The 12,800-nt window shown below is 36.8% G+C and carries 10 protein-coding genes; 5 read left to right on the top strand and 5 right to left on the bottom strand.

What is annotated here, in order from left to right; genetic code table 11:
• Window positions 1–64: 64 nt before the first annotated feature.
• Genes Q0505_RS08345 through Q0505_RS08330 form a run of 4 tightly spaced genes read right to left on the bottom strand, consistent with a single transcriptional unit; the run spans window position 65 to window position 3,166 of the window.
• Complete coding sequence (locus Q0505_RS08345) at window positions 65–1,243, bottom strand: acyl-CoA dehydrogenase family protein (protein ID WP_299211313.1); 1,179 nt, start codon at window positions 1,241–1,243, stop codon at window positions 65–67.
• Between the two features lie 58 nt (window positions 1,244–1,301).
• Complete coding sequence (locus tag Q0505_RS08340; RefSeq protein WP_299211310.1) at window positions 1,302–2,090, bottom strand: methyltransferase; 789 nt, start codon at window positions 2,088–2,090, stop codon at window positions 1,302–1,304.
• A gap of 11 nt (window positions 2,091–2,101) precedes the next feature.
• Window positions 2,102–2,626: a ribosome maturation factor RimM gene (gene rimM, locus Q0505_RS08335; RefSeq protein ID WP_299211307.1), complete on the bottom strand. Its 525-nt coding sequence runs from the start codon at window positions 2,624–2,626 to the stop codon at window positions 2,102–2,104.
• Window positions 2,627–2,644: 18 nt separating this feature from the next.
• On the bottom strand, window positions 2,645–3,166 hold the full coding sequence (locus Q0505_RS08330) for a 30S ribosomal protein S16 (RefSeq protein WP_299211304.1): 522 nt from the start codon (window positions 3,164–3,166) through the stop codon (window positions 2,645–2,647).
• 131 nt (window positions 3,167–3,297) lie between these two features.
• Here Q0505_RS08330 and Q0505_RS08325 point away from each other — a divergent pair, with 131 nt between their 5' ends.
• Together Q0505_RS08325 and dnaE are read left to right on the top strand one after the other, a co-directional pair.
• Window positions 3,298–4,113, top strand: coding sequence for a DUF6252 family protein (locus tag Q0505_RS08325; RefSeq protein WP_299211301.1), 816 nt, complete (start codon window positions 3,298–3,300; stop codon window positions 4,111–4,113).
• A 142-nt stretch (window positions 4,114–4,255) separates the two neighbouring features.
• Window positions 4,256–8,641, top strand: a complete 4,386-nt coding sequence (gene dnaE, locus Q0505_RS08320; protein WP_299211298.1) for a DNA polymerase III subunit alpha — start codon at window positions 4,256–4,258, stop codon at window positions 8,639–8,641.
• A 26-nt stretch (window positions 8,642–8,667) separates the two neighbouring features.
• Here dnaE and Q0505_RS08315 read toward each other — a convergent pair whose 3' ends face one another.
• Window positions 8,668–9,339 carry a hypothetical protein gene (locus Q0505_RS08315; protein WP_299211295.1) on the bottom strand — a complete coding sequence of 224 codons (672 nt, stop codon included), beginning with the start codon at window positions 9,337–9,339 and terminating at the stop codon, window positions 8,668–8,670.
• A gap of 370 nt (window positions 9,340–9,709) precedes the next feature.
• Between Q0505_RS08315 and Q0505_RS08310 the strand changes: the two genes are divergently transcribed.
• Genes Q0505_RS08310 through Q0505_RS08300 form a run of 3 tightly spaced genes read left to right on the top strand, consistent with a single transcriptional unit; the run spans window position 9,710 to window position 12,457 of the window.
• A complete protein-coding gene (locus tag Q0505_RS08310; protein ID WP_299211292.1) occupies window positions 9,710–9,871 on the top strand; it encodes a hypothetical protein in 162 nt (53 codons plus the stop codon).
• A gap of 44 nt (window positions 9,872–9,915) precedes the next feature.
• The gene (locus Q0505_RS08305) at window positions 9,916–11,772 is read left to right on the top strand and encodes a tetratricopeptide repeat-containing sensor histidine kinase (RefSeq protein WP_299211289.1); all 1,857 of its coding nucleotides are present in this window, start codon (window positions 9,916–9,918) and stop codon (window positions 11,770–11,772) included.
• 13 nt (window positions 11,773–11,785) lie between these two features.
• Complete coding sequence (locus Q0505_RS08300) at window positions 11,786–12,457, top strand: response regulator (protein ID WP_299211286.1); 672 nt, start codon at window positions 11,786–11,788, stop codon at window positions 12,455–12,457.
• Window positions 12,458–12,800: the final 343 nt, after the last annotated feature.

Raw genomic sequence — 12,800 nt, 5'->3', positions numbered from 1 at the left:
CGATTAAAGCACAAAAAAGCCGAATCTTTATAGATTCGGCTTTTTGAAAATATATAATTCTTTGTTACTTAAAAGCATTCTCACCTGTAATATCCAACCCAGTAATGAGAAGATGAATATCATGTGTTCCTTCATACGTTATCACACTTTCTAAGTTCATCATGTGTCTCATAATACTATACTCGCCTGTGATTCCCATCCCTCCAAGGATTTGACGCGCTTCACGAGCAATTTTTAGAGCCATATCCACATTATTACGCTTCGCCATAGAAATCTGTGCAGAGGTCGCACGATCTTCATTTTTAAGTTGCCCTAAACGGAAAGCAAGTAATTGTGCTTTGGTGATCTCTGTGATCATTTCAGCCAGTTTCTTTTGTTGTAATTGGAAAGCAGCGATTGGTTTTCCAAATTGGATTCGCTCTTTTGCATAACGCAATGCCGTATCATAACAATCCATCGCGGCACCTATCGCACCCCAAGCAATTCCAAAACGGGCAGAATCTAGACACCCTAATGGAGCACCAAGACCTGATTTATTTGGCAATAAATTTTCTTTAGGCACTTTTACATCTTGAAAGATAAGCTCTCCTGTTGCACTCGCACGTAAAGACCATTTGTTATGTGTTTCTGGTGTAGAAAAACCTTCCATATCACGTTCTACAATAAGACCGTGTATACGTCCTTCTTCATTTTTTGCCCACACTACGGCAACGTTGCAGAACGGTGAGTTAGAAATCCAAAGCTTCGCTCCATTTAAAAGATAATGATCTCCCATATCTTTATAATGAGTCACCATTCCTGCAGGATTAGATCCATGATCAGGTTCGGTAAGACCAAAAGACCCCATCCATTCTCCAGAGGCTAATTTTGGTAAATACTTTTTACGTTGCGCTTCATTCCCATATTTCCAGATAGGATACATCACTAGTGATGATTGTACAGAAGCTGTAGATCGCACCCCAGAATCTCCTCTTTCTATCTCCTGCATGATTAATCCATAAGAGATTTGATCAAGTCCTGCGCCACCATATTCTTCTGGAATATAAGGGCCAAAAGCCCCTATCTCAGCAAGTCCAGGAATGATAGATTTTGGAAATGTAGCATTCTGAGCTGCCTCTTCAATAATAGGAGACACATCGCGCTTTACCCAAGCACGAGCAGCATCACGGATTAGTTTATGTTCTTCGGTTAAAAGATCGTCGAGATTATAGTAATCTGGCGCTTCAAAAAGATCTGGTCGCATAGCTTTATTTTTAGTCTCGCAAAGGTAACGAAAACGTTTTCTATGCCCAATATCACTCTTACATTTTTAAGTAAAAATCTTTGACTAACGCAATATACCCATTGGTGTATTCATGCCTCCCGTATTCGATACTAAGTTCTTGGGGGAGTACGCTTTCGCGAAAGCGTATCACATCTCCTTCTATAGTCTGTTCGAGTTGAGATAAACGGGCAAATTCTAATAGGCTTCTTTTGATAGGGCTCTCAGGAGTTCCTTTTACATGCGTAATGCGGGTTGGAAATAGATGAGCGCTGGAAGCCAAAGCAATAAAATCTTCTTCTCTATGATGCGGAATGATCACGTTAAATCTGCCTGTGTCTGAAAGTAATTTGGCAACAGCCCCTATGAGTAATTCAAAAGGCATCGCATCTTCAAATCGTGCTAGTTTCCTGGCATCAGACATGCTGTTCTCTTCGCTTTTAAGAGATTCAGGAGGGAGAGAGGAAGCTTCATAAAACGGCGGATTAGAGATAATAAGATCATACGTATCTTCTATTTCGGTAGCAAACTCGTACAAATGTGCGTGATAACAAAACAGCCGATCGCCCCAATTGCTATTTTCAAAATTTTCCGTAGCCTGTTCGTAGGCATCATCATCTAGTTCTAGCGCATCTATGGTTTCGGCATCACTTCGTTGGGCAAGCATCAACGCTATAATGCCTGTCCCTGTTCCAACATCTAAGATAGAAGAAGGGTCATGAGCAATAGAAGACCATGCGCCTAATAAGACCCCGTCTGTGCCTATTTTGGCAGCACAACGGTCTTGAGCAATGGTAAATTGTTTGAATTGAAATGGAGCTTGTGACATATTCTGTACACTTACAGATACAAATCTATAAGTCCGTCAGGAACTTGAAGTAAGATAGTTTTGTTCTCCCGATCTAATTTTTTGATAAAATCATCAATCATAGGAATGAGTATTTCTTTCCCGTCACGATCTATTTCAAAAATAGCTTGTGACGTAGTATCGTTGATACTTTTAATGGTACCAATTTCTCCAAAATTTTCATCGATGGCCGTATATCCTATCACTTCGTGGAAGTAAAACTTGTCTCCATCTAATTTTGGAAGCATATCAAGTGGGAGGTATAAATCGGCACCTATAAGATCATCTGCATCCTGTTCGGTATTTACATCTTCCAGTTTAAAACGTAAGAGGGTGGACTTATGGAGTTGAGAAGATTCCATAAAAAAAGGAACCAGATTCGGGTTAAAATCCACGAATACTGATTCCAAATTTGTATACATTTCAGGTTCGTCTGTGTCTAGCTTTGCTAGGAGTTCCCCTTTGAAACTATATTTTCGTACGATTTTACCTAGATAGAAGCATTCTTCTTTCTTCATCGTGCTAAAATATAATGATTACTCTTCTGAGTCTGCTGCTGCCTCAGTAGCTTCTGCTGGCGCATCTTCTGCATCGGCAACTACTTCTGGTTCAGGTTGTGCTGCTGCAATACGAGCTTCGTTTACAGCTTGCTCAGCTTTAAATGCGTCTGCTTTCGCCTTCTCTTCCGCTTTAGAAAGATCACCTTGTTTAGATGTAATTTTTGATGTTTTTTCTTCTACCCAAGCATTGAATTTTTCTTCTGCTTGTTCTTCTGTAAGCGCTCCTTTACGTACACCTCCAGCCAAATGGTTTTTAAGCATAGCTCCTTTATAAGAAAGAAGACGTTTTGCTGTTTCAGTAGGTTGTGCACCATTCTGTAACCATTTTACAGATCCGTCAACATCTAATTCGATAGTTGCAGGATTTGTGTTTGGATTGTAAACGCCTAATTTTTCTAAGAATTTACCATCTCTTTTTGAGCGAGCATCTGCCGCTACGATCCAGTAAAAAGGCTTTCCTTTTTTACCGTGTCTTTGTAATCTAATTTTAACTGACATAATTTGAATTAATTGTTGAGGTACTCGACCTCAGGTTTAATTAAGCGTGCAAAGATAACACAATTTTTTAGCCTACATTACGTTATTTACTTTTTTATAGTACATTTGCCATTAAACCTATTTATGTCATTATGAAATCTTTATTAGCCCTTATATTTATTACAACTTTGATATGTTCTTGCTCAAGTGACATTCAAGATAATTCTCCTGCTTTACAAGGAGTCGTAGATAGTATTCTTTTTAGATCTGCAGATAGTCGAGCAATTTTTACTGATGATGGAGGTCTTCTTGTACAAGGAAACTCAGACGCACAAACACTTAATTTATTGATTAACTCCCTTAATCAAACACAAGTTCAATTAGGAGGAGATAATCCAAATACCAATATTGCTTCTTATACGGATGCCTTTGGAAATGTATTTTCTACAGCTTCAACAAATGCAAACGGTCAAATTAATTACCAGATTAATGGTGACAATACCGTATCAGGAACGTTTAATTTTACAGCATTACGTAACGGGATTCAAGATACCATAACCCTAAGTCAAGGTTTTATGTTTGGAGTTCCTATTCTTACGGCATTAGGAGATATGCCAGATGTAGGTACGAATGACTCATTTACAGCAAGAGTAAACTCTGTTATATTTAATCCAACTATTATCTCAACAGTAGGCGCTAATCTTTTAACAGTAACTGGACAAACACAACAAGCATCTATTTCGGTTTTGTTTCCTCCAAACACACCACCAGGAACGTATGATATTGCGCCAGGCACAGATTTTGAAGCTTCATATATTTTACTCGGAACAAGTACTGTCTTAGAGGCACAATCTGGTACACTAACCATTGTTTCAAATGATACAACTGCTAGTGAAGTTTCAGGAGAATTTGTTTTTGAAGTCGATGGATTCTCCATTACAGACGGAGAGTTTTCTGTAAGTTACTAGTTTACAATACTAAAAAAAATAACAAAAAGGGCTTCATTTTGGAGCCCTTTTTTCGTGTATAACATTTTATAACTCCTATCTGAAAAGTAATGTGCTATCTGAAGATTTTTAGTACATTTCTTTGTGATAAATACGCATACGTATGTACCTTATTTTTGATACCGAAACCACAGGATTACCTAAAAACTGGAATGCCCCAATAACAGACTCAGACAACTGGCCTCGCGCGATACAAATCGCTTGGCAGTTACACGATGCGATGGGAAATGTGATAGAGCATCAGGATTATTTGATCAAACCACAAGGATTTGATATTCCGTATGACGCAGAACGTATCCATGGGATTTCTACAGAACTGGCCATACGTGATGGTCTCTCATTACAAGAAGTGCTAGAAAAATTTAATATTGCGCTATCAAAAACAAAATTTGTTGTAGGTCAAAATGTAGGCTTTGATCTCAATATTATGGGAGCCGAGTTTCATAGGCAATCCCTTCCTAACGATCTTCAAGAGTTGCCTGTACTAGATACCTGTACAGAAGTTACCGCAAAATTATGTCAGATTCCTGGCGGTAGAGGAGGGAAGTTTAAATTGCCTACCCTTACAGAGCTTCACAAACATTTATTTGGAGTAGGTTTTGGAGAAGCACATAATGCAACTGCCGATGTAGAAGCGACAACACGCTGCTTCTTTGAATTGATTAGGCAAAGAGTCTTTACCAAAGAAGAACTCGACGTACAACCAGACTATTTCGAAAAATTCTCAGAAAATAATCCGCAGCCTATACAATTTATAGGACTCAAACATATCAATCTAAAAAAAGCGTCTAAAAAAATTCGGGAGTCACTTGAAAAAGAGGAAGTGCCTGAGATTTCAAAAACAGTTATAGAAGATAATGAAGCGCAAATGGCAGAAGTCGCCTTTGCACATCTTCACAATCATACACAGTTTTCTATTTTACAGTCTACAACCAACATTCAAAACCTTGTAGATGCGGCGTCCAAATATGATATGCCTGCGGTTGCGATGACCGATACAGGAAATATGATGGGGGCTTTTCACTTTGTGAAAGCTGTCAAGAATTATAATAGAGCGGTAAATGCTAAAAATGAAGCAGCCATCGCAGAAGGGAATGAGCCAGAAGCAAAAACGATCAAACCTATTGTTGGTTGTGAATTTAATGTATGCGTAGATCACACCAATAAAAGTCAGAAAGACAATGGCTATCAAATTGTGATGCTCGCCAAAAACAAAAATGGTTATCACAATCTGGCAAAAATGGCGTCCATTGCCTATACAGATGGTTTTTATTACATCCCACGTATTGATAGAAAAGTCATTGAGCAATATAAAGATGATATTATTGTACTCACAGGAAATCTCTATGGAGAAGTCCCTAGTAAGATTTTAAATGTGGGAGAAAAGCAAGCAGAAGAAGCGCTGCTTTGGTGGAAAGAACAATTTGGTGACGATTTATATATCGAGCTTATGCGACATGGGCAGGATGATGAAGATAGAGTGATGCCAGTGTTGGTTACGCTTTCGCGAAAGCATACCATTAAATGTATCGCAACCAATAATACCTTTTATGTAGACAAGGCAGATGCCGAAGCACACGACATTCTATTATGTGTAAAAGATGGAGAAAAAGTGGCAACACCTATAGGTCGCGGTCGCGGATATCGGTATGGTTTACCAAATAACGAATACTACTTTAAAAGCGGCGATGAGATGAAAGCGCTTTTTAAGGATCTTCCAGAAGCCATTATAAACGTGCAGGAAGTCATTGATAAAGTAGAATCGTATGAACTTGCACGTGATGTACTCCTACCTGCCTTTGATATTCCTCAAGAGTTCATTTTTGAAGAAGATAAAATAGACGGAGGAAAACGAGGAGAAAATAAATTTTTGAGACACCTCACCTATCAAGGTGCTAAAAAACGATATGGAGAAGAGCTTTCTGATGAAGTAACAGAGCGTCTGGATTTTGAGCTTGATGTTATCGAAAAAACAGGATATCCAGGGTATTTCTTGATTGTAGAAGACTTTATACGCGAAGCGCGGAATATGGACGTGTCTGTAGGTCCAGGACGAGGATCGGCAGCGGGAAGTGTGGTCGCCTATTGCTTATGGATTACCAATATTGATCCGCTCAAGTACGATCTGCTTTTTGAGAGATTCTTAAATCCGGATCGTGTGAGTATGCCCGATATCGATATTGATTTTGATGATGAAGGACGTGGTCGTGTGATGCAATATGTGATTGATAAATATGGCGCCAACCAAGTAGCACAAATTATTACGTATGGTACGATGGCGGCAAAGTCATCGATACGAGATACCTCAAGAGCACTGGATTTGCCACTAGGGGATGCCGATCGGATTGCAAAGCTGATTCCTACGATGTCTAAGCTGAATAAGATTATTGGAAAAAGCGATCAGGAATTAAAAGGAAAGTTTAGAGCCGATGATCTTGTCAAAGTCCAAGAACTGATTAGCCTTTCAGAAGGCGATGATCTGGAAGGACGAATGTTGCGCAAAGCTAAGGAATTGGAAGGCTCTCTGCGTAATACAGGGATTCATGCCTGTGGCGTGATTATCACGCCTGATGATATTACCAAGTTTGTCCCTGTAGCCACCGCAAAAGATTCAGATCTGTATGTGACACAGTTTGATAACTCGGTGGTGGAAGAAGCAGGACTACTTAAGATGGATTTCTTAGGACTTAAAACCTTAACGCTGATTAAGGATACGGTAAAGCTCGTCAAGTATCGCCATGACGTAGATCTGGATCCAGAAAACTTTCCGCTAGATGATGAGAAAACATACGAATTATTCCAAAGAGGAGATACGGTAGGAATCTTCCAGTATGAATCTCCCGGAATGCAAAAACACATGCAGTCTTTAAAACCTACGGTTTTTGAAGATTTAATTGCAATGAATGCGTTATATCGTCCAGGACCGATGGAATATATTCCGTCGTTTGTTCGTCGTAAGCACGGTGAAGAAGAGATTGAATATGATCTTCCTGCGATGGAAGAATATTTGAAGGAAACGTATGGAATTACTGTGTATCAAGAGCAAGTGATGTTACTCTCTCAAAAGTTAGCCGATTTTACCAAAGGTGAAGCCGATGTCCTTCGTAAGGCGATGGGTAAAAAGCAGATTGCCGTGTTGGATAAAATGAAGCCTAAATTTATTGAACAGGCTTCCGCCAAAGGACACGATCCTGAAAAGCTAGAAAAGATTTGGAAGGATTGGGAAGCTTTTGCCGCTTATGCTTTTAATAAATCACACTCTACCTGTTATGCATGGATTGCATATCAAACCGCCTATTTGAAAGCCCATTACCCCGCTGAATATTTAGCAGCGGTACTTTCTAATAACATGAATGATATCAAGCAAGTCACGTTCTTCATGGAAGAATGTAAAAGGATGGGGCTAGAAGTATTAGGACCTGATGTCAACGAATCTTTTAGAAAGTTTACAGTAAATGACAATGGGGCGATTCGTTTTGGAATGGGCGCTGTGAAAGGCGTAGGAACAGGTGCTGTAGCTACGATCGTAGAAAATAGACAAGAAAGTAAATACAAATCGGTGTTTGATTTTGCACGTCGTGTTGATTTACGTGCGGCAAATAAAAAAGCCTTTGAAAGTTTAGCTCTTGCAGGTGGTTTTGATGAACTAGGAGATTCCCATCGCGCGCAGTTTTTTCACGATGAAGGCGACGGAATCACCTTTTTAGAAAAGGCTGTAAAATATGGAGCGCGTTTTCAAGAAAATGAAAATAGTGCGCAAGTAAGTTTATTTGGTGAATCCAGCGAAGTGCAAATTCCAGAACCTATAGTTCCACCTTGTGAAGAATGGGGAACCATGGAAAAACTACGTAGAGAAAAAGAAGTCGTTGGTGTTTATATTTCAGGACATCCACTCGATGATTTTAAAACAGAAATGCAAACCTTTTGTAATGCGACCGTAACTCATTTTAATACGATGGAAGCGTATGTAAATCGCGAACTCACTTTTGGTGGGGTCATTACAGATGTGCAACACCGTGTCTCCAAAAATGGAAAAGGATGGGCAGCTTTTCACGTAGAGGATTTTACAGATTCTTTTGAGTTTAGAATGTTTGGCGAAGAGTATTTAAAACTACGTCATTTCTTGATTCCAAATAGTTTTATTCATGCAAAAGTATTTATACGAGAAGGATTTGTCAATAGAGAAACTGGCAGAAGAAGTGATCCGCGGACGCAATTTAATAGTATTCAGCAATTGCAAGATGTGATGGATGTCTATGCAAAAAAGTTAACGATCAATATAGACATTAACGAGATTGCCGAAGCACGTGTTCAAGAAATAAAAACAATTCTTGATGAGCATAAAGGAGATGATAAATTACATTTTCAAGTCTTTGAACCTAAAGAGAAATTGTATGTGCGAATGCCTAGTAAAAAACAAAAAGTAAAAATCTCTCAAGAATTATTAAATGCATTAGAGGAAAATGCCGTGCATTATAAGTTGAATTAATCTGCTTTCGCGAAAGCGTATATTTTTTACTTACACTTTGGAACATGATTATCTATGATAGGTTGTGTGATCTCGTGAAGTGACTCTCCATTTTCAGGATTAATCCCATAATGCGAAAAATACGTTCTTACGTTATTTGTCTTATCATACCAAATTCTTGCTTTCCCATTTTTAAAGAAAACAGTATCTCTACATACCATGATTTTTCTTAATTTTTTTAAACGAATAGGATCCAATCTTTCTTCATTTTCTATTCCAGAACATCTTATTTTTTCATAGTGATCGCCTACCCAAATCATACAATTCTTCTTATAATATGTTATAGTAAAAAAAGATAATACTCCTATCAATAAAATATTAAGAACAACAGAAGCTACTATTTTTGTTTTAAAGGAATCAACCTTTGTGATAACATTTTTCTTGCTCAAAAAATCCTTATAATCAGTATAGCCTACATAGCAACTTAGAATATCAAGATTTGCTTTAGTAGGCTTTTTTCGTTCACTTTTTTTATCTAATACATATCCATCATAATACCGAGTAAGTGTTCTTTCGGCGATTGGTTCTTTTAATTTTTCACTTAAGTATTGTGATAATCCATACGCTTGTGTCTCTTTAGAATCTTTTGCTGCTTTTTCAAATACTAATTGTATTAATTCTTCAACTTCTGATATTTTATTCCCCTTTAAAATAGCCATGTTATTTATTTTAATTTATTGATAGTCATTTATTTATATAAGTGTCAAAAGATGTCAAAACGTAACAAACAGATATCAATAAGATGGCATGCTTGTGTCAATAATTAGCTCATTTTTTCTCTTTTAATTTGTTCTCAGAACGGTAAAGGTTATGTCGTGCTAACATAACCAAAGCACACATACTGTTCCTGTGGAAATCCACAATGCGGTTGTAATTAACCCACGTGAGAAGTAGTTAAAAGCTACCGCATACGGATTTCATCTTCTCAAAAACAACGGAGTACTCCAAACCTAAGAGTGGCTTTAAAAAAGATATCCGAGAAACTCTCGGACAGCCACTCTTTTTTTTAATCCGAAAAATTTTTAAAAGATGAAAACTGTATTATATATTTTGATAGTCCTAGTGATGGGCATGAGCTTTACTTCTTGTTCCATTGATCCTATAGATGAAGAAATCCCTGTGGAGGGAACTGTGGGGGAAGATGGTGAAGTAGAAAATGATCCCGAAGAGGAAGATGATGAAACTAATTAGTTTGATAGCTAGTAGTTTAGTTTTATAATTTCTAATTTAGAGGAATGAAAGTAATTTTACTATCGTTCCTCTTTTTTCTTTTATCTATTAGTTCACTTTTCGCTCAGAAAAACGAACACTATAGATATGATGATTCCATATCCGCATTAAGTAAAGAAATCAAAGAACTACTTGAAATTCAAGATTATGGGAAGGCAATTAGCACCCTTGAAAAAATTCTCGTATTCTATGAAAGAGCTAACGATAGTATTGGTGTGGCTAAGTCTAATTATAAATTAGGTTATTACAATAAGAAATTAGACAACTATGAATTAGCGTTTAAGTTTTATAACGATTCATTTAAAATTTATTCTAGTTTAAAGGATAGTGTGCAGTCTGGTAGGCGATTAATGGAAATGTCTAATATACAGAGAACCTTAGGGGATTATATAGGATCTGAAGAGATGGCGGTGGACGCATTAAAATACTTAGAAGGAACAACTGATTATAAAAACATTGCAGGCGCTTACCATTCAATAGCTGTTAGTAAAAAAGAACGAGGAGACTTTAATGGTGCTGAAGAATGGAATAAAAAAACATTAGCTCTGTTGAACGATACGATAATTAAAAAGAAGATAAATGAATCAGAAATTATCACGTTTTTAAATACAAAAGCAAATATTCAGGTTAAAAAGCAAAACTATAAAGAGGCAATTAAACAATATTCAGCTTTATTAAAGGATACAATTATTAGAGATAATAATTTACAAATAGCGAGAATCAAAGATAATTTAGGTTTTGCTAAATGGTTAAAAGACTCTTTAGATTCTGAATCTATTTTGTTAATGAAAGAAGCTCTTGTTGAAAGAAAACAAATGAATAACACTCTAGGACTCATTGCAAGTAATATACATTTAGCAAAATATTATAGCTCCTCTGATATTACAAAAGCTATTGAGTATGTAAATGTAGCTCTAGAAAACTCAAAAAAAATTAATAACCCATCATCAAATTTAGAGGCCTTAGAGATTTTATTGAATCTTAAAAATAGATTGAATCAACGTGTAAATATAGAATCCGAACTATATGTTAACTCAACAAATCAATTAAAGTCCCTACAAAATAAAAATAGAGACATCTATAAAACTACTAAATATGATTTTGATAAAACAGAAAAAGAAAATTTAAAACTAGCCACTGATAACGCTCAAAAAGATTTAAGAATCTCAGAATCTCAAAATAGAAATCTCTTATTACTATTTGGAATCGCGTTACTATTTATCATAAGCATTGTTGTCTATTATCTCCAAAGGCAAAAAGCCACACAAAAACTAAAACTTAGCCAACTCAAAGAACGCTATCAAACTGAAACCAGACTCTCTAAAAAAGTACATGATGAGGTAGGAAATGATATTTTCTATTTAATCACACAATTAGAAAATGAGCCGTCTTTATTAGAAAAAAATGGATTAAAACTTTTGGATGGGCTACAGAATATCTATTCAAAAGCACGGGATATCTCAAGAGAATATACAGATATTGATACAGGAGAAGGGTTTCCTGACGAATTATTATCCCTGTTGAATTCCTTTGGAAATAAAGAAGTAAAAATCATCACAAAACAGCTTGACCCTACATTTTGGACATCCGTAGATACAGACTTGAAATCAGAGGTTTTTAGAATTGTACAAGAACTATTAACCAATATGAAAAAGCACAGTCAGGCAAGTATTGCTGCGGTCACTTTTAAAAAAGAAGTTCAAGAGCTTATCATACAGTATTCTGACAACGGAATTGGAGTTGATGATAAGAAACTGACATTGAAGAGTGTGGAAAACCGCATACAGGTATTGAAAGGAGTACTTACTTTAGATGCGCAACCTGATGAAGGACTTCAAGTGAGTATCATCATCCCCATATAATTAAATAGTAGTTATGTACACCAAAATACTAATAGCAGAAGATCATGATAGTGACAAAAACAGCATGGTTACAAGTCTTAAAGATTTAGGAATTCCTACCGTAGATCAAGTGCAATTTTGTGATGACGCGCTATTGCGCATCCGAAAGGGAATTCACGAACAACAACCGTACGAGCTTCTAATTACCGATCTATCCTTTACGCCTGCTTTTGGAAAAAATAAAATAGTGACAGGTCAAGAATTGATACGTAGCATACGATTGCTTCAGCCAAGTATTAAAGTGATTGTATTTTCATCAAATGATAAACACTTTGTGATTAAGTCCCTTTCAGAAATGTTTCAAATCGACGGATATGTCTGTAAAGGATTGCAAGGACTTAAAGAATTAGGTGCTGCCGTTACCACTGTTTTTGAAGGAAACTCTTATTACTGCCCTGTAGCTAAAGGAGCCTTAGAGCAACGCAATGTGTTGGAAATTGGTGACTATGAATTGATCGTATTGCGATTATTAGCAGACGGTAAAAAGCAAAAAGACATCGCAGTCTATCTAAAAGAAAAAAAGATCTTACCAGATAGTGTTCGCTCTGTAGAAGATCGTATCAGTAGGCTCAAAGATCATTTTAATGCGACTACACTTCCACAATTAATATACATAGCCAATAAGCTAGGGATGATCCAAGAGTAGGTTTTTCTTTGCTATTGTGGTCTTTCACAAGGAATAGTTTTTCCATTCTTATACATTTAGATATCAATAACAAGAGACTTTGTAAGATATATAAGGGTGTATATCTGTGTGCGCTTTCGCGAAAGCGTATATACATATCTTAGATATCCCGTCTTTGAATTGAATATTTTTTAGATTAACGTGAGTTCGATATAAGTTTTTCTTCTTTTTTTCCAGTATACGACAGAATGTGAATTCTGGGCGAGATGGAGCGCTGGATTTCCGTTAAAAATTTTTGAAGCCTTGGAAACGACAAAGTGTTAGCTTTGGGCGAGGAGAAGCGATGGCAGAAACTTCTTGTGGT

Source organism: uncultured Dokdonia sp. (genome assembly GCF_937910895.1).
Taxonomy (GTDB): Bacteria; Bacteroidota; Bacteroidia; order Flavobacteriales; family Flavobacteriaceae; genus Dokdonia.
Note: the sequence above shows the minus strand (reverse complement) of the source record. Positions and strands in the feature narration are given on the sequence as shown.

Bases quoted from the DNA above. Each gene is read 5' to 3' on its own strand.
- Q0505_RS08345 (WP_299211313.1), bottom strand. From the start codon at position 1,243: ATGCGACCAGATCTTTTTGAAGCGCCAGATTACTATAATCTCGACGAT.
- Q0505_RS08340 (WP_299211310.1), bottom strand. From the start codon at position 2,090: ATGTCACAAGCTCCATTTCAATTCAAACAATTTACCATTGCTCAAGAC.
- rimM (WP_299211307.1), bottom strand. From the start codon at position 2,626: ATGAAGAAAGAAGAATGCTTCTATCTAGGTAAAATCGTACGAAAATAT.
- Q0505_RS08330 (WP_299211304.1), bottom strand. From the start codon at position 3,166: ATGTCAGTTAAAATTAGATTACAAAGACACGGTAAAAAAGGAAAGCCT.
- Q0505_RS08325 (WP_299211301.1), top strand. From the start codon at position 3,298: ATGAAATCTTTATTAGCCCTTATATTTATTACAACTTTGATATGTTCT.
- dnaE (WP_299211298.1), top strand. From the start codon at position 4,256: ATGTACCTTATTTTTGATACCGAAACCACAGGATTACCTAAAAACTGG.
- Q0505_RS08315 (WP_299211295.1), bottom strand. From the start codon at position 9,339: ATGGCTATTTTAAAGGGGAATAAAATATCAGAAGTTGAAGAATTAATA.
- Q0505_RS08310 (WP_299211292.1), top strand. From the start codon at position 9,710: ATGAAAACTGTATTATATATTTTGATAGTCCTAGTGATGGGCATGAGC.
- Q0505_RS08305 (WP_299211289.1), top strand. From the start codon at position 9,916: ATGAAAGTAATTTTACTATCGTTCCTCTTTTTTCTTTTATCTATTAGT.
- Q0505_RS08300 (WP_299211286.1), top strand. From the start codon at position 11,786: ATGTACACCAAAATACTAATAGCAGAAGATCATGATAGTGACAAAAAC.